Here is a 14787-nt window from a genome sequence, read left to right as displayed (position 1 = left end):
AACCACTTCGCGGCTTTGAAGGAGCTGGTCACATGACGCTTACCCAGGGTCGTTTCATCAGCTACGAATACGACAGGATGGTCGTGCTGTTTTCGATGCATGACGACGAGAAGGAAATCTGTTGCGCGATCTCGACCTCCGCCATGGATGAATTGGAAGGCGGGGCGCTCGGGCGCGCGGGCCACCGCGAGACCCAGTTCATGCGGCTGCGCGAGCGCATCGAGGCCTGCGCCGATGGCAAGTATCAGGCGAAGGAGTTTGAGGGGGCGCCGCCCCGGATCATCCTGCGCAGCATCGATTTCCGCAAGCCAAGATAGCGGCTGCCCTGTGCGAAGGCCCTGACGCGCGTGTCAGGTGTTCCAAGGTGGAGGCGATCCCGCCGTCACCGTCCCGATCATGCGCGACAGACGAGCCATGCTGATCATCGTGCACCGCGTCCCCGTCGAGTTGTTGCTGTTGGCCAATGAGACGTTGTTGCGCCTCAAGAGCCGACGCAATCTCGTCGCTACGTTGATGAGCGAACAGCGCCCGCGATATACGATTTCCGAAATCCATGGTGCGAGCCGCCGGCTGACCGCGTTGTGGCGCGCAGTCACCAGGGAGCGGCTCGAGGAATGGAACGAAGCTCAGCCCGATTCGGTCTATGTCCGGATCACCGGGCCGTTGTGGCACGCCGCAGCCGTCGCGAAACTGCAAATGGACCGGGACGAGGAGCTGTGGTTCGATCCCGGCGAACTGGTGGCGCTGGCGCGATCGTTCCGCGATCAGCCGGAGCAGCCAGCGTCCGAAGTGTGACGCGCCCCTTGTCCGGTCGATCCGTCATGCTGAGGAGGCCGCGCTTGCGGCCGTCTCGAAGCATGCACGGCCACCAGCCGGGCCGTTTGTCCTTCGAGGCTCACTCCGCTCGCACCTCCAGCGACAAAGGCGAAGCCTTTGCACGGGGATGACGGAATTAACAGGTGAGCCTTGGCCTAATCGTCGACGTCGTCCTGCGGCCGTCCGAACAGATGGATGATGCCCGGCGTCGAGATGGTGACGAACAGGAACCGTGACAGATGATGCGCGCCGACGAAGATCGGGTCGATGTGCAGTGTCAGCGCCAGCGCCAGCATCGCGTCCATCGCACCGGGCGCGAAGGCGACCACGACGTCGGCGAGCCGCACATGGGTGGTGAAGGCGATCACCGCGACGAACACGGCCGAGATCAGGATGGCGATCGCAAACGAGCCGAGCCCGGCATTGACGTGGCTCAGCAGGGTCGAGGTCTTCATCCGCGCGAAGCGGGTGCCGATCAGCGCTCCGATGCCGACCAGTGCGATATTGCGGAGCCAGGGCGGCAGGCCGCCATCGACCAGGCCCGAGCCATGCAGCAGGCTGGAGGCGAGCATTGCGCCGAACATCCAACTGGCGGGGAATTTGATCCAGCGCAGCAGCAGCGAGACGCCGATCGACCCGGCGACCAGGGCCGTGAGGCCGAACGGCGAGGCGACCGTCGTCGGCAATGGCGGCGGCGCCGCATGCGTCACGCCGGTCAGCGCCAGCACGAGCGGCAGCGCCGCGGTCAGGATGATGACGCGCATGGTCTGCACCACGGCGATCGCCGCGACGTCGGCGCCCTTTTCCGCGGCGAGGATCGTGATCTGCGAGAGCGCGCCGGGGCTGCCGGCCAGGAAGGCCGAGGTCTGGTCCCAGCCATGGATGCGCTGCAGATAGACGCTCGAGCCGAAGGTCGAGCAGAACGTCGCCAGCGCTAGCAGGGCGATGGTGAGCGGGTAAGAGCTCATGTGCTGCAGCAATTGCTGCGACATCAGCGAGCCCAGCGAGATGCCGAGCAGCAGCAGCACCGATTGCGTCAGCACCGGCGGCACCGCGAGCGGCCGTCCGGCCAATGCTGCGATCCCGACCGCGCACATCGCACCCGAGATCAGCCCACCCGGCAATCCCGCCCATAAAAACAGCAAGCCGCCGCCGGCGCCGATGACGAGTGTCTCGAGCCCGTTCAGAACTTTGCTGCGGTCGGGAATGGCGGTCGCCATCGAAGCGCGGATCAGGGTCACGCCGCCTTATGGCAAATTCGCAACCACGGGACAATTGCATCTCGCGATTGCAGCATTGCGCCTCGGCTCGCCCCCGGCGCGCAGATTTTCACCCTCCCCGGCGGGGAGGGTGAAGGAGGTCAAAATACGTCTACGCGTTACTTCGCGGCCGGCGCTGCGGCAGCGCCGCCCGCCTTCTTGCACTCGGAGCGGAATTTCTTGCGCTCCTTGCCGTGCAGGCCCTTGGCATCGGCTTGCTTCGAGCACTCGAGCGACTCGGCGGTGCGCGGCTTGGCTTCCTTCGCCATCTTGCCGTCGGCCTTCGGAGCGGCCTCCTTGGCGGCGGGCGCGGCGGTTTGCGCGAAGGCTCCGCCCATCAGCAGCAGGGAGGCAAGGGCGGTTGCGGTCGCGAGCTTGGAAATCGTCATCATGGGGCACCTCGTGAGGAAAGGAGCCGAAACGTTGCGCGGCGATGATGAACCGTGGATGAATATGCGGTGGTCGCGCCGCCACAATATTTTAACGGCCAAGGGCGTCCGCACGTTGTCGCAAGTCGGGGTTGCGCTAGGATAATGGTCTTACACCAATGCCCCCAAGGGAAGCCCCAAGGGGAAGCCCCACGGGAAACCAGGGATGACGGGAGACCAGGGATGACCATTCAGACCAGATTGTTGTGTGTGATTGCGGTGTCGGGCTTTGCAGCCTTTGCGGCGAGCGCGCCGGCGCAGGCCCTGACCGCGCAGGAATGCAGCGCCAAGTACCAGGCGGCCAAGACGGCCGGCACCCTCGGCGGCCAGAAGTGGAATGATTTCCGCAAGGCCCAGTGCGGCGCCGACGCGACCCCGGCTGCGGCGCCCGCCGCTCCGCCGCCCGCTGCCGCCGCGCCGGCTCCGGCCGCGCCGAAGGAAGCCAAGCGGGAAGCAGCTCCGGCCGCGGCACCGGCGATGCCGGCTGGACCCGCCGTGTTTCCGAACGCGGTCGATCCCAAATACGCCCAGGAGACCCCGGGCAAGCAGCGCTTCAAGACGTGCGACGACCAGTACAAGGCCAACAAGACCACCGGCGGCAATGGCGGCCTGAAGTGGATCCAGAAGGGCGGCGGCTACTGGAGCGAGTGCAACAAGCACCTGAAGGGCGCCTGAGCCAGCTGAAGCGAATTTGACGGGCGGCCGGCGCAAGTCGGCCGCTTTTCTTTGCGCGAACGCTATTGGCTTTCCGCGAGCAGCGTGTCCGCCGATTGCGCCAGCAGTTGCGCGCGCTTGCGCGGGCCGCGTTCGAGAAACAACAGGCTCTGGCCGAAGATGAAGCAGTAGAACAGGAAGGCCTGCGCATCGGCTTCGTCGGCCGAAAGCCCGGTGGCGCGATAGAGCTGGCCGACCTGCTTCAGCCGCGCGGCATCGACGCTCGCGGCGGCGGCTGCCGCGGCTTCGTCGGTGCGCGCCCATTGCCGGATCGCGAGTTCGACGGCCATCGCCTCGGTGTTCATGCGCTCCGAATAGAGCGTGATGATCGCCTTCAGCCGCTCGCGCGCGCTGGCGCCGTCGAGCGCGGTCTGCTTCTCGATCGCGGCGATGCGGCCGTCGCGCCAGCGCGTCAGCATGGCCTCGAGCAGCGCGGCGCGATCCCTGAAGCGGCGGTAGAAGCCGCCCTTGGTGACGCCCAGATTCTTCGCCAGCACCTCGACTCGCACGCCGTCGACGCCGCTATGCGCCAGTTCGGCAAAACCGGCCGCGACCCAGACGTCGCCCTTGCCTTCAGTCATGAGATCTCCGCGGAGCAGTCCCGATACGGCAGCGTATTGCTAGCCCGCTTCGCCAGTGATACGCTACCGTATCAAAAGTCGAAGGAGGGGATGATGGAGGGCGAAGCGACTTATCGCGGCACGGTCTATCCCTGGCACTGCGATCACATCGGCCACATGAACGTCATGTGGTATGTCGGCAAGTTCGACGAGGCGAACTGGAACATGTTTGCGCGGCTCGGGCTGACGCCGAGCTATCTGCGCGAGTCTGGCCGCGGCATGGCCGCCGTGCAGCAGAACATCTCCTACCAGCGCGAATTGCTCGCCGGCGACCTCGTCGAGGTCAAGAGCCGGCTGGTCGAGTTCCGCGACAAGTCGGTCCGCATCCTGCATGAGATGCGCAATGCGGAGACCGGCGAGATTGCCGCGACCTGCGAGATCGCGGCCGTGCACATCGATCGCACCGCGCGCAAATCGGCGCCGTTCGCGCCGGCGATCCGCTACGCCGCGATGCCGCACCTCGTGCCGTCTGAACCCGTGACCGCGTGATCGCCATGCCCCGCTTCGAGCCGAAGAATCCCGACTTCCGCGCGGTCGCCGCCGCCACATTCGCGCGCCAGCGCGCGATGCAGACGCTTGGTATCTCGATCGCGCGCATGGAGCCGGGCGAGGTCGATCTCGCGATGCCCTACGCGGCGGATTTCTGCCAGCAGAACGGGTTCGTGCATGCCGGAATCATCACCGCGGGGCTCGACAATGCCTGCGGGATCGCCGCCTTCACGCTGATGCCCGACGGCGCCGACATCCTGACGGTGGAGTTCAAGACCAATCTGCTGGCGCCGGCCCGCGGCGAGCGATTCATGTTCCGCGGCGTCGTGGTCAAGCCAGGCCGGACGCTGACGGTGTGCGACGGCCGCGCCTACGCCGTGCAGGACGGCATCGAGACGCTGGTCGCGACCATGAGCGGTACGCTGATGGCGCTGCAAAGGCGGGAGGGGTAACCGCGCCAAACTATCCCCGTCATGCTGAGGAGCCGCGCAGCGGCGTCTCGAAGCATGCACGGCCCGGCCGGTGGCCGTCGACCCTTAGAGACGTGCTGCGCGCTCCTCAGGGTGACGGGCTTGATAGGGCGCGATGGATTTGTGCAACGCGCCCAACATCTGCGCACGCGCTTGAGTCCCGCGCATTGACAAGGCCCCGCCACACCGACCTGATACGCGCATGCTTCGCGTGAGCGCCTTGTCATGATCGCCAGCCTCAGTCTGATCCTGCTCTGTCAGTTGGTGGGCGAGGTTGCCGTGCGGGCGCTGGCCGTGCCGGTGCCGGGCCCGGTGGTCGGGCTGGTGCTGCTGCTGTTGCTGCTGCTGGCACGCGACCGTTTTCCGGCGCTCGCGCGCGGGCCGCTCGGCAATGACGGGGTCGAGAGCACAAGCCGCGGCATGCTCGCCAATCTCTCGCTGCTGTTCATTCCGGCCGGCGTCGGCGTGGTGCAGAAGCTCGATCTGCTCGCCGAGCATGGCATCGCGATCCTGGTGATCCTCGCGGTTTCGGTCATCGTCACGCTGCTGGCGACGGTCGCGACCTTCGTGGCGGCGAGCAGTATGTTTGCGCGCGAGGAGGATAACCCGTGAGCGACAATCCGTTCTCGCTCTGGGTCTATCTCTCGCAGTCGCCGCTGCTCTGGCTGACAGTGACGCTGCTGACCTATGCCGTGACCGATGCGGTGTCGCTGAAGACAAGGCGTCACCCGCTCGCCAATCCCGTGCTGCATTCGCTCTGGATCATCGGCGCATTCCTGCTGCTGACCGGGACCTCCTACACCACCTATTTTGCCGGTGCGCAGTTCGTGCACTTCCTGCTCGGGCCGGCGACGGTGGCGCTCGCAGTGCCGCTCTACGAGAACCGCAGGCGGGTTGCGGCTGCGGTCCTGCCGATGCTGGTCGCGCTCGCGGTCGGCTCGCTCACGGCAATCGTCTCGGTGGTGCTGCTGGCGCGGGCCTTCGGTCTGCCGCGCGAGATCATCCTGTCGCTGGCGCCGAAATCGGTGACCGCCGGCGTTGCGATGGGCATCAGCGAATCCCTGCATGCCGATCCCTCGCTGACGGCGGTCGCCGTGATCCTCACCGGCATCATGGGGGCGATCATCGTCACGCCCTTGATGAACTTCACCGGTATCACCGACTTTCGTGGCCGCGGCTTTGCCGCCGGCATCGCCGCCCATGGCATCGGCACCGCGCGCGCCTTCCAGGTCGACGAGGTCGCGGGCGTCTTCGCCGGGATCGCGATGAGCCTGAACGCGCTGGTCACCTCGCTGCTGGTGCCGCTGGCCGTGACATATCTGCTGCGCTGAGCATGATCCGGAAAAGTGGGGACCGGTTTTCCCTCGCGACAAACGCAGCGCGTTTGTGCGGAGATCATGCTCAAAATAAAGAGACGCCTCCTGCAGGGCAGTTTTGTGCTATTGGTATGGTGTTGAGCAGCAAATCCTTCTAGGGTTGCCGTCGCAAACGCGAGTCTGTTCCCTTTGGTCTTCTCCGCAACTCAGAGCCTGCTTGGGCTGGCATCGGGCATGCTGGTCGGTTTTTCGCTGGGCCTGGTCGGCGGCGGCGGGTCGATCCTTGCCGTGCCGCTGATGGTCTATGTGGTCGGGGTGCCCCAGCCGCATGTCGCGATCGGCACCTCGGCGATCGCGGTCGCCGCCAATGCCGCGATCAACCTGTCCAATCATGCCCGCGGCGGCACCGTGATCTGGTCCTGCGCACTGGTGTTCGCGCTGTCAGGCATGTTCGGCGCTTTCGGCGGCTCGATCCTCGGCAAGATGCTGGACGGACAGAAGCTGCTTGCCCTGTTCTCGATCGTGATGCTGGTCATCGCGGGCCTGATGCTGAAGACCCGCGCGCGGGTCGGGCTGACCGACGTCAAGATCTCGGTGTCCAATACGCCCGCGATCGTAGGTCTCGGGCTCGTGACCGGAACCATGTCGGGCTTTTTCGGCATCGGCGGCGGCTTTCTGATCGTGCCGGCCCTGATGCTGGCGACCGGGATGCCGATCATGAACGCGGTCAGTTCCTCGCTGGTGGCCGTCACCGCCTTCGGCGTGACCACGGCCTTGAGCTATGCGTGGTCCGGGCTGGTGTCGTGGGGCCTGGCGGGGCTATTCGTCGCCGGCGGCATCGCGGGCGGCCTCCTGGGCACGAGGAGTGCCCGGCATCTGTCGGAACGGCGCGGCGCGCTAAATATCGTGTTTGCGACTGTGATTATCGTCGTGGCGATCTATATGCTGCTGCGTAACATCGATGTGTCCTGAGCGTAGAAGGGCGAGGAGCCCTTCCGGAAACGAGCTATGAACCACCTGACGAAATTCCCCCTCGACAACGCCGGCGCTACCCGCCGCGGCGCGCTCGGCCTCATCGGAGCCGGCATTGCGCTGCTGGCCGCCGGAGGCGCCCGCGCCGAGGACGACAATGTCCTGACCGAGGCCCAGGTGCTGCGCGATCCGGACATTCCGGACATAGGCAATCCCAAGGGCGACATCACGATCGTCGAATGGTTCGACTACAACTGCCCGTATTGCCGCAAGCTGGCGCCGGAGCTGCGCCAGGTGGTGCAGGACGACGGCAAGGTTCGCCTGGTGCTGAAGGATTGGCCGATCCTCGGGCCGGTGTCGAAGGTCGCGGCGCGGATGGCGCTGGCGGCGAAGTACCAGGACAAGTTCGAAGCCGCCCATGAGGCCATGATCTCGGTCAATTCGCGCATCACCGAGCCGCGCATTGCCGAACTGCTCTCGGGCGCCGGCCTCGATATGGACCGCCTGAAGAAGGATCTCGACGCCAACGCCAAGGCGATCGACGCGGTCTTGGCGCGCAACAACGAGCAGGCGATGGCGTTCGGCTTCAACGGCACGCCGTCATTCATCGTCGGCAAATATCGCGTGCCGGGCGTGCTCAGCATCGATCAGTTCGAGCAGGTCATCGCCGACGCGCGCAAGGCCAATATGGGCCGCAAGACCGAGCAGAACTAGCTCGCGACGTCGCTTCCCTCGCGACCAACATGGAGCGCGTTTACGTCGAGCCTTTCCGCTTGGCATAGGCGCGCCGCGCGCGCTCGCGATTGCCGCACACTTCGCTCGAGCACCATCTGCGCGTCCGGTTCGGGCTCTCGTCGACGAAGAACCAGCCGCAGCCGTGAGCCTCGCAGCATCCGATGCGGCTTGCGTCGTCTGACGCCAGCAGGGCCGTGAGTGACCACAGCACCGGCCACAACGGCTCCGTCACGTCGGTTCCCGCAAACGCATGGCGATAGCCTCGCTCCTGTCGCACCAGGTCGGGCTGTCGAGGAGCCCGCGCCAGCATCTGGTTGACGAGACGGAGGTCCACGCTGCGGCCATCGCGGAGCGCGTCGGAAATCGCCCAGATGTCGCGACGCATATCATGCGCCTTCTGCATCGCGGCTACGGCAGTGCTGCTCGCCGAATGCGCCTTCAGCTTCCTGATCGCGGCGGGCGGCAAGGTGCCGCGGCGTTCGCTCCACGACAACAGCGCAGCATAATCCGGGATCAGCTCCTGTGGCTCGTTCGAGGTCCGCCAGTCAAGCGTGTTCGCGAAGTCGAGGCAGACCCGTCCTCCGAAGAACTGTGTCGCTGCCCGCGCGGGATCCCTTGACATCACGGCCTCTCACCAAGTTTAATCTAATGATCATGACCATTACAATCACCCAGCCGTCTCGACGCCTCCCAACGATGACGGCCGCCGGATTCAGGCGCGGCCTGGTTGCGGCCTTGCCGTTCCTGCTCAGCAACGGCGCCGCCGGCCTGGTGATGGGACTGACCTACAAGGGGCTTGGACTGGGGGCATCGCATGCGATTCTGTTCAGCCTGCTCGTCTACTCCGCCACCGCCCAGGCGATCACGCTGAGCATGTGGGCGAGCCCGTTGCCGGTTGCCGCCATGGTTGTTGCCTGCATCGCCACCAATTCACGATATTTACTGATGGGCGCTCATCTGCGCCAGCTGTTTGGCGGACTAGCCCCCCGGAAGATATTGCTCAGCCTGTTTCTGCTCGCGGACGCGTCGTGGCTGATGACGAGTTCGGATGCGGACCGCAACGGACCCGACGCGGGCTATCTGCTCGGATCGAGCATCCCCATGGCGATCGGCTGGGTCGGCGGCACCGCGCTTGCCTATGCCGCCCCGCTCGCAACCAACGGACCGCTGAAGCTCGCCGCCGCGCTGCTGCCGACGATGTTCATCGCGACCCTGCTTCCCAGCCAGTGGAAAAACGCGGCGTCTCCGTGGCCGTGGCTGATCTCGGCGGTCGTCGCGCTGCTGGTCAGCCATTTCGTGGATCCCAGCTGGTCCATGCTGATCGGGGGCGGGTGCGGCACGCTCGTCAGCATGATGGAGCGGACTGATGCATGACCTGGATGTTCTCGGCGTGATCTTCATCCTCGGGCTGACATGCTATGCCATGCGAGCCGGTGGATACGTCCTTGCCGCGTCGATGCGCGACGACGGCATCGCCGCGCGGTTTCTCCGGCTCGCGCCCGGCAATCTGTTCATCGCTTTCATTGTCGGCGGTTGCCTGTCCGGCGGGCTGGCAGGTCTTGTCGGGACGATGGTCGCGCTGGTGACGATGGCCGTCACGGCCAGGGAATGGGTGGCGCTGAGCGCAGGATTCGGTGCGGCGATCGCGACATCCGCGATCGCGCCGTGACGCCGGCAGTTACTTCGCGGCGACCCTGGTCCATTCCTCGTGAACACGCGTCTTCAGCAGGTTCCAGTCATGGGCCGCAACATCCCAATTCACGATGGTGCGGGTATCCTGCGCCACTTCGCCATTGGCGACGCTCGACGTCCGTATCGAATCATAGACATAGACGCCGCAAACCAGCAGCAGCGCGCCCAAAATCATGCCGAAAAACGTCCGCATCGCTCAATCCCTCCGGTGTCGGGAGGATAACGTCGTAGGGTTCGCTGTGGTTCCGGATGCTGACGCGGCGGATCATCAACCTCCACGAAGGGCCGTTCTGCGTGGAAAACGCCGCTTGAATCAGCTATAATGGGCCATGACGGCAACAGGCTTACCGAGCGATCTGTTGGAGCAATTTCGCCGCAAGTATTTGTGGTGGGGGCCGGTGGATGGACAGCCGTTTTCCGAGGAGCGTGTCATCGCCCAAACGATGAATCTCGGAACGTATGACGACATTCTTTTGCTCGAGGATGCAGTCGGCCAAGCTCGTCTGGTCGCGATCATGCGCAGCGCCGAGCCGGGCTGGATCAATGATCGTTCGTGGGAATTCTGGCGGGGGCGGCTGACATTTGCCACGGGCTTGGCAGTTCCGGACAGCGCCCCCCGCAGGGGATTCCATGCCGCAGTTTGAGCCGCGACTTGATATCCTTCCGGCGGCGCAACGCGAGATGTGGCCGAGCCTTATTTCAGCGCAACGAATGAAGTTCGTTCTGTACGGGGGAACGGCCGTCGCGCTCCAGCTTGGTCATCGTGAATCGCTCGATTTCGACTTCTTCTGTTCCGAGCACCTGGACAAGGGGCGACTTCGCGCCGAATTAGCGTTCATCGCCGGCGCTGCGATCCTGCAAGACGCGCCGGACACGTTGGTCGTGCTGGCTGAGATGCCATCGGGCCCGGTCAAGGTTTCGTTCTTTGGTGGCCTCAAGCTCGGCCGTATCAACGACCCGCTTCAGACCTCCGATGGCGTGCTGCTCGTCGCGTCGCTCGACGATCTAATGGCGACCAAGCTCAAGGCGACGCTCGACCGCGCCGAGGCCAAGGATTATCGGGATATTGCTGTAATGTTGTCCGCGGGCGCTTCGTTGCCGACAGCCTTGAGCGCTTTCAAGACGATGTTTCACGGCGAGCCCGCGCAGGTGTTGCGGGCAATCGGATTCTTTGGCGACGGAGATCTGAACTCAGTGACTGCGGTTGACCGGACTATCCTGTCGAACGCGCGAGATCGCGTGGGCGAGTTGCCTGAGCTCCATCTGAAGGACGGGCTTTGCTGACCGGCATCCGGCGATCCATCAACGGCGCGCGAACACCCGCATCACATAATCGATGAACACGCGCACCCGCGGTGACAGCTGGCGGTTGCGCGGATAGAGCAGGGACACCGGCACCGACGGCGGCGGGCATTGCTGCAGCACCGGGATCAGCGTGCCGCTCGCGAGATCGGCTTCAGCGTGAAAGCGCGGCACCTGCACCAGGCCGAGGCCGAGCCTGGCGCTCGCGAGATAACTCTCGGGGCCGGTCACCGACATCGGCGCGGGCAGCGGAAACTGTTTCAGCGTGCCGTCGATCACGAACTCCATCGGGCGCAAGCGCCCTGTCGTCAGCGAGCGGATGCCGATCATGCGATGACCATCGAGCGCGAATGGATCGGTCGGCACGCCGAAGCGAGCAAGGTAATCCGGCGTCGCACAGGTCAGCCGCTCCAGCATCGTCACCTGCCGCGCGATCATGTCGCTGTCGGGCAATTGGCCGAAGCGCAGCACGCAGTCGACGCCTTCGCGGATCAGATCGACCCAGCGGTCGCTCTCGCTCATGTTGATCTCGATATCGGGATATTGGGCGAGGAAGCCGGGCAGGTTCGGCAGCAGGAAATGCCGCGCCAGGGTGCCTTGCACTTCGAGCCGCAGCAGCCCCTTCGGCCGGGCCCCGCCGAACGCGCCCTCGGCGTCTTCGAGGTCCGCGATCAGCGACAGGCAGCGGCGGTAATGCGCCTCGCCGTCGAGCGTCGGCCGCACCGTGCGCGTAGTGCGCTCGAGCAGCCGCACGCCGAGCCGCGCCTCCAGCCCCTTCACCGCGTCCGTCACCGTCGAGCGCGGCAAAGCGAGATCGTCGGCTGCCAGTGAGAAACTGCGCCGCTCCACCACCCGGGTGAACACGCGCATCGCGTCGAAGCGGTCCATCTATTGTCCGACAATTACGAATAGTGATGCCGGAAGATGCATGATTATCCGGCTGACGCCAAGGCCTAGTGTCCTCTCATCGAACGCGGCCCTGGCCGCCCAACTGATGGGAGACTAAAAATGACCAACCAGACCAACAAGGTAGCGCTGGTGACGGGCGCCTCGCGCGGGATCGGCGCGGCGGTCGCCGAACGCCTCGCCAAGGACGGCTTCACCGTCGTCATCAACTACTCCGGCGATGCCAGGCCCGCCCAGGCGGTGGCCGACCGGATCGAGGCCGCCGGCGGCCGGGCGCTGACGGCGAAGGCCGATGTCAGCGATGCCAATGCGGTGCGCGGCCTGTTCGACGCGGCGGAGGCGGCGTTCGGCGGCGTCGACGTGCTGGTCAACAATGCCGGCATCATGAAGCTCGGCAGGATCGCCGACAGCGACGATGCAGTCTTCGACCAGCAGGTCGCGGTCAACCTGAAGGGCAGCTTCAACACCATGCGCGAGGCGGCACGCCGGCTGCGCAACGGCGGACGCATCGTCAACTTCTCGACAAGCGTCGTCGGCACCAGGCTCGAGACCTACGGCATCTATGTCGCGACCAAGGCCGCGATCGAGTCATTGACCGCGATCCTGTCCAAGGAATTGCGCGGCCGCGGCATCACGGTGAATGCGGTCGCGCCCGGCCCGACCGCGACCGATCTGTTCCTCAACGGCAAGTCGGACGAGCTGATCGATCGCTTCGCCAGGATGGTCCCGCTGGAGCGGCTCGGCACGCCCGAAGACATCGCCAATGCCGTGTCGTTCCTTACCGGTCCCGATGGCTCCTGGATCAACGGCCAGACCCTGCGCGCCAATGGCGGCCTGGTCTGACGCCTCCACACCTCCAACCCAACGCTCGTTCAATCCGACATCACAAGGATACGTGTCATGAAACAGGTCATCGTCATCACCGGCGCTTCGAGCGGCTTCGGCCGCCTCACCGCCAACGCGCTCGCCAGGGCCGGCCACACCGTCTACGCCTCGATGCGCCACACCACCGGCCGCAACGCCGCCGCGGTTGCCGATATCGAGGAGTTTGCCAGAGACAACAATGTCGATCTGCGCTCGCTCGAACTCGATGTCGGCTCGCAGGCGTCGGTCGATGCGGCGATCGCGCAGATCGTCGCCGAGGAGGGCCGCCTCGACGTTGTCATGCACAATGCCGGCCACATGGTGTTCGGACCGGCGGAGGCGTTCACGCCCGAGCAGCTTGCCGAGCTCTACGACGTCAATGTGCTCTCGACCCAGCGCGTCAACCGCGCGGCGCTGCCGCAGCTGCGCAAGCAGGGCAGGGGACTTGTGGTCTGGGTGTCGAGCTCCAGCTCGGCCGGCGGCACGCCGCCCTATCTGGCGCCGTATTTCGCGGCGAAGGCCGGCATGGATGCAATGGCAGTGATCTATGCCCGTGAGTTGTCGCGTTGGGGCATCGAGACCTCGATCATCGTGCCCGGCGCCTTCACCGGCGGCACCAACCACTTCGCGCATTCCGGCCGTCCCGCCGATCAGGCGCGGGTTGCCGAATATGAAGCCGGTCCCTATGCCGGCTTCGGCGACGAGATCATGAAGGCGTTTTCGGCGATCGTGCCCGAGGATGCCGACGCGTCGTTGGTTGCGGACGCCATCGTCAAGGTGGTCGACACGCCGTTCGGCAAGCGGCCGTTCCGCGTCCACATCGATCCGACCCAGGACGGTGCCGAAGTTGCATTCGGCGTGATCGACCGCGTCCGCAACGAGATGCTGCACCGGGTCGGGTTCTCCGATCTGCTCAAGCCGCGGGTGAATGAGTAACTCGCGCTCTTCGATTCAGGGCAGGGGATGGATAGTGCCATGCGCACTATCCATCCCGTCACCCTTCGAGGCTCGCTTCGCTCGCGCCTCAGGGTGACGGGGATACAGTCTTTCAAGCGCCGTCAGTTCGTTCACTATCCAGCCACTGGAATATCTCCGCATTGATCTCGCGCGGATAGGTGTGGCTGAGATCGTCGATCTCGCGATAGATCACCTTCGCTCCCGCGGCCGACAGCAAGCCCTGCGTCTGCCGCGCGGTCTGCACCGGGAACATCCAGTCGAGCCGGCCATGGGTGATGAAGATCGGCAAGCCGCGTAGCCGCTCGGCATCGGCCATCTCGGCCATCAGCGGATGGAAGGTCGCCGCAACCGGAGCAAGATGGGTGAAGCGAGAAGCGCCGTCGAGCCCGCTCACATAGCTGAACGTGCCGCCGTCGCTCATCCCGGTCAGCAGCATGCGCGTGTCGTCGATGCGCCAGCGCGCGCGCACCTGGTCGATGATGCGGTTGAGGTTCGGCGTGTCGGTGTCCTCGCCCATCAGCGCCCAGGTCTGGCCGGTCGCGGTCGGCGCCACCAGGATAGCGCCGCGGCTGCGCGCATCGCGTAGCCAGCTCCACAGGAAGCCGCGGCCGTTGCCGCTGCCGCCGTGCAGCGCCATCACCAGCGGCCAGGTGCTTTCAGGCGTGTAATATTCCGGTACATACATCGAGAAGCCGCCGCGGCTGCCCGGCTCGTTGCGCTCATGGAAGATGCCGGTGTCGGCATTGGGCGTCGCCGCGAGCTTCGCCTGCAGCGCGGCATCCTCGCGCAAATCGGGCGCGATGAAGAAGCCGCTGACCGGCGGCAGCTCGGTCAGCGGGTAGAGCGCCTCCTGCGCGCGCGGCAGATAGCGCAGCGCGCGGAACACGCTGACCAGATCGCCTTCGCCATTCTGCACCGCGCGCAGGCCCGCATAGCCGGCCAATGCTGGTTCAATCGCAGCTTCCAGCGCGGTCTTGATGTGCGCGAACTTCTCCGGCCAATCGGCAAGCCGCGGCCGCACCGCCTGCAAGGCCTCCTCGGGCTCGCCCGCGATCTGCATCACGCGATCGAAGTCCGGCGGGTTGAGGTGGCGCGCGACAAAGGACAGCGATTCCAGCGTCTGCAACAGTGGCGGCAGCACGGCCACAATGTCGTCAACCACGGCCTCGCTCATCGTCGACATCCTCTCGATTGTTAGATCGAATATGTAGCCGCGCGGAAGCTGCGCCCCCTCTCCCGCTTGCGGG

22 protein-coding genes are annotated in these 14787 nt (G+C 65.3%); 15 read left to right on the top strand and 7 right to left on the bottom strand.

All coding sequences use genetic code 11. The annotated features are described in order from the left end of the window. The first annotated feature begins 32 nt into the window (after positions 1–32). On the top strand, positions 33–317 hold the full coding sequence (locus CO675_RS20435) for a DUF1488 family protein (RefSeq protein WP_097673690.1): 285 nt from the start codon (positions 33–35) through the stop codon (positions 315–317). A 37-nt stretch (positions 318–354) separates the two neighbouring features. Then, the gene (locus tag CO675_RS20430; RefSeq protein WP_143279055.1) at positions 355–795 is read left to right on the top strand and encodes a hypothetical protein; all 441 of its coding nucleotides are present in this window, start codon (positions 355–357) and stop codon (positions 793–795) included. 176 nt (positions 796–971) lie between these two features. On the opposite strand, the gene CO675_RS20425 is transcribed toward CO675_RS20430, so the two are convergent. Beyond that, entirely contained in the window at positions 972–2057 is a 1086-nt protein-coding gene (locus tag CO675_RS20425; RefSeq protein ID WP_097673688.1) for an AbrB family transcriptional regulator, read from the bottom strand. 137 nt (positions 2058–2194) lie between these two features. Next, complete coding sequence (locus CO675_RS20420) at positions 2195–2467, bottom strand: PsiF family protein (protein WP_097673687.1); 273 nt, start codon at positions 2465–2467, stop codon at positions 2195–2197. Positions 2468–2686: 219 nt separating this feature from the next. Between CO675_RS20420 and CO675_RS20415 the strand changes: the two genes are divergently transcribed. Further along, on the top strand, positions 2687–3178 hold the full coding sequence (locus tag CO675_RS20415; protein ID WP_097673686.1) for a hypothetical protein: 492 nt from the start codon (positions 2687–2689) through the stop codon (positions 3176–3178). Between the two features lie 62 nt (positions 3179–3240). Here the strand turns inward: CO675_RS20415 and CO675_RS20410 are convergent, their stop codons facing one another. Next, a complete protein-coding gene (locus CO675_RS20410; protein WP_097673685.1) occupies positions 3241–3798 on the bottom strand; it encodes a TetR/AcrR family transcriptional regulator in 558 nt (185 codons plus the stop codon). 93 nt (positions 3799–3891) lie between these two features. Here CO675_RS20410 and CO675_RS20405 point away from each other — a divergent pair, with 93 nt between their 5' ends. From CO675_RS20405 to CO675_RS20380, 6 genes are all read left to right on the top strand, one after another. Next, complete coding sequence (locus CO675_RS20405) at positions 3892–4326, top strand: acyl-CoA thioesterase (RefSeq protein ID WP_097673684.1); 435 nt, start codon at positions 3892–3894, stop codon at positions 4324–4326. Between the two features lie 5 nt (positions 4327–4331). Beyond that, positions 4332–4778, top strand: coding sequence for a PaaI family thioesterase (locus tag CO675_RS20400; protein ID WP_097673683.1), 447 nt, complete (start codon positions 4332–4334; stop codon positions 4776–4778). Between the two features lie 243 nt (positions 4779–5021). Continuing rightward, a complete protein-coding gene (locus tag CO675_RS20395; protein ID WP_097673682.1) occupies positions 5022–5408 on the top strand; it encodes a CidA/LrgA family protein in 387 nt (128 codons plus the stop codon). Then, positions 5405–6127: an LrgB family protein gene (locus tag CO675_RS20390; RefSeq protein ID WP_097673681.1), complete on the top strand. Its 723-nt coding sequence runs from the start codon at positions 5405–5407 to the stop codon at positions 6125–6127. The genes CO675_RS20395 and CO675_RS20390 overlap by 4 nt, the downstream gene beginning before the upstream one ends. Positions 6128–6346: 219 nt before the next feature. Further along, positions 6347–7084 (top strand): sulfite exporter TauE/SafE family protein, encoded by a 738-nt coding sequence (locus tag CO675_RS20385; protein WP_097673680.1) that lies wholly within the window; start codon positions 6347–6349, stop codon positions 7082–7084. Positions 7085–7120: 36 nt separating this feature from the next. Further along, positions 7121–7798, top strand: coding sequence for a DsbA family protein (locus CO675_RS20380; RefSeq protein ID WP_097673679.1), 678 nt, complete (start codon positions 7121–7123; stop codon positions 7796–7798). A gap of 40 nt (positions 7799–7838) precedes the next feature. On the opposite strand, the gene CO675_RS20375 is transcribed toward CO675_RS20380, so the two are convergent. Further along, on the bottom strand, positions 7839–8441 hold the full coding sequence (locus CO675_RS20375; protein ID WP_097673678.1) for a CGNR zinc finger domain-containing protein: 603 nt from the start codon (positions 8439–8441) through the stop codon (positions 7839–7841). Between the two features lie 26 nt (positions 8442–8467). Between CO675_RS20375 and CO675_RS20370 the strand changes: the two genes are divergently transcribed. Continuing rightward, entirely contained in the window at positions 8468–9193 is a 726-nt protein-coding gene (locus CO675_RS20370; RefSeq protein ID WP_097673677.1) for an AzlC family ABC transporter permease, read from the top strand. Further along, positions 9186–9488, top strand: a complete 303-nt coding sequence (locus CO675_RS20365) for an AzlD domain-containing protein (protein WP_097673676.1) — start codon at positions 9186–9188, stop codon at positions 9486–9488. Before CO675_RS20370 ends, CO675_RS20365 begins: the two co-directional genes overlap by 8 nt. A gap of 9 nt (positions 9489–9497) precedes the next feature. Here the strand turns inward: CO675_RS20365 and CO675_RS20360 are convergent, their stop codons facing one another. Continuing rightward, the gene (locus CO675_RS20360) at positions 9498–9704 is read right to left on the bottom strand and encodes a hypothetical protein (RefSeq protein WP_097673675.1); all 207 of its coding nucleotides are present in this window, start codon (positions 9702–9704) and stop codon (positions 9498–9500) included. Between the two features lie 136 nt (positions 9705–9840). Between CO675_RS20360 and CO675_RS20355 the strand changes: the two genes are divergently transcribed. Then, positions 9841–10155 (top strand): hypothetical protein, encoded by a 315-nt coding sequence (locus CO675_RS20355; protein ID WP_097673674.1) that lies wholly within the window; start codon positions 9841–9843, stop codon positions 10153–10155. Continuing rightward, entirely contained in the window at positions 10142–10795 is a 654-nt protein-coding gene (locus tag CO675_RS20350; protein ID WP_097673673.1) for a nucleotidyl transferase AbiEii/AbiGii toxin family protein, read from the top strand. Before CO675_RS20355 ends, CO675_RS20350 begins: the two co-directional genes overlap by 14 nt. Positions 10796–10813: 18 nt before the next feature. On the opposite strand, the gene CO675_RS20345 is transcribed toward CO675_RS20350, so the two are convergent. After that, positions 10814–11701 (bottom strand): LysR family transcriptional regulator, encoded by an 888-nt coding sequence (locus CO675_RS20345; protein WP_097673672.1) that lies wholly within the window; start codon positions 11699–11701, stop codon positions 10814–10816. 120 nt (positions 11702–11821) lie between these two features. On the opposite strand from CO675_RS20345, the gene CO675_RS20340 reads away from it, so the two are divergent. Both CO675_RS20340 and CO675_RS20335 read left to right on the top strand, forming a co-directional pair. After that, positions 11822–12562, top strand: coding sequence for an SDR family oxidoreductase (locus CO675_RS20340; protein WP_097673671.1), 741 nt, complete (start codon positions 11822–11824; stop codon positions 12560–12562). 57 nt (positions 12563–12619) lie between these two features. Next, entirely contained in the window at positions 12620–13519 is a 900-nt protein-coding gene (locus tag CO675_RS20335; RefSeq protein WP_097673670.1) for an SDR family oxidoreductase, read from the top strand. Positions 13520–13631: 112 nt separating this feature from the next. On the opposite strand, the gene CO675_RS20330 is transcribed toward CO675_RS20335, so the two are convergent. Further along, positions 13632–14714 (bottom strand): carboxylesterase family protein, encoded by a 1083-nt coding sequence (locus CO675_RS20330; RefSeq protein ID WP_097673875.1) that lies wholly within the window; start codon positions 14712–14714, stop codon positions 13632–13634. Positions 14715–14787 lie beyond the last annotated feature (73 nt).

The sequence above is a fragment of the Bradyrhizobium sp. C9 genome (genome assembly GCF_002532045.1).
Lineage (GTDB): Bacteria > Pseudomonadota > Alphaproteobacteria > Rhizobiales > Xanthobacteraceae > Bradyrhizobium.
The sequence above is the reverse complement of the archived record's forward strand: the minus strand, read 5'-3'. Positions and strand labels throughout refer to the sequence as shown.

Excerpts from the sequence above, each read along its gene's own strand:
- CO675_RS20365 (WP_097673676.1), top strand. The coding sequence starts at position 9,186 with ATGCATGACCTGGATGTTCTCGGCGTGATCTTCATCCTCGGGCTGACA.
- CO675_RS20350 (WP_097673673.1), top strand. The coding sequence starts at position 10,142 with ATGCCGCAGTTTGAGCCGCGACTTGATATCCTTCCGGCGGCGCAACGC.
- CO675_RS20375 (WP_097673678.1), bottom strand. The coding sequence starts at position 8,441 with ATGTCAAGGGATCCCGCGCGGGCAGCGACACAGTTCTTCGGAGGACGG.
- CO675_RS20330 (WP_097673875.1), bottom strand. The coding sequence starts at position 14,714 with ATGAGCGAGGCCGTGGTTGACGACATTGTGGCCGTGCTGCCGCCACTG.
- CO675_RS20420 (WP_097673687.1), bottom strand. The coding sequence starts at position 2,467 with ATGATGACGATTTCCAAGCTCGCGACCGCAACCGCCCTTGCCTCCCTG.
- CO675_RS20380 (WP_097673679.1), top strand. The coding sequence starts at position 7,121 with ATGAACCACCTGACGAAATTCCCCCTCGACAACGCCGGCGCTACCCGC.
- CO675_RS20355 (WP_097673674.1), top strand. The coding sequence starts at position 9,841 with ATGACGGCAACAGGCTTACCGAGCGATCTGTTGGAGCAATTTCGCCGC.
- CO675_RS20370 (WP_097673677.1), top strand. The coding sequence starts at position 8,468 with ATGATCATGACCATTACAATCACCCAGCCGTCTCGACGCCTCCCAACG.
- CO675_RS20360 (WP_097673675.1), bottom strand. The coding sequence starts at position 9,704 with ATGCGGACGTTTTTCGGCATGATTTTGGGCGCGCTGCTGCTGGTTTGC.
- CO675_RS20435 (WP_097673690.1), top strand. The coding sequence starts at position 33 with ATGACGCTTACCCAGGGTCGTTTCATCAGCTACGAATACGACAGGATG.
- CO675_RS20415 (WP_097673686.1), top strand. The coding sequence starts at position 2,687 with ATGACCATTCAGACCAGATTGTTGTGTGTGATTGCGGTGTCGGGCTTT.
- CO675_RS20405 (WP_097673684.1), top strand. The coding sequence starts at position 3,892 with ATGGAGGGCGAAGCGACTTATCGCGGCACGGTCTATCCCTGGCACTGC.
- CO675_RS20385 (WP_097673680.1), top strand. The coding sequence starts at position 6,347 with ATGCTGGTCGGTTTTTCGCTGGGCCTGGTCGGCGGCGGCGGGTCGATC.
- CO675_RS20335 (WP_097673670.1), top strand. The coding sequence starts at position 12,620 with ATGAAACAGGTCATCGTCATCACCGGCGCTTCGAGCGGCTTCGGCCGC.
- CO675_RS20340 (WP_097673671.1), top strand. The coding sequence starts at position 11,822 with ATGACCAACCAGACCAACAAGGTAGCGCTGGTGACGGGCGCCTCGCGC.
- CO675_RS20395 (WP_097673682.1), top strand. The coding sequence starts at position 5,022 with ATGATCGCCAGCCTCAGTCTGATCCTGCTCTGTCAGTTGGTGGGCGAG.
- CO675_RS20410 (WP_097673685.1), bottom strand. The coding sequence starts at position 3,798 with ATGACTGAAGGCAAGGGCGACGTCTGGGTCGCGGCCGGTTTTGCCGAA.
- CO675_RS20400 (WP_097673683.1), top strand. The coding sequence starts at position 4,332 with ATGCCCCGCTTCGAGCCGAAGAATCCCGACTTCCGCGCGGTCGCCGCC.
- CO675_RS20345 (WP_097673672.1), bottom strand. The coding sequence starts at position 11,701 with ATGGACCGCTTCGACGCGATGCGCGTGTTCACCCGGGTGGTGGAGCGG.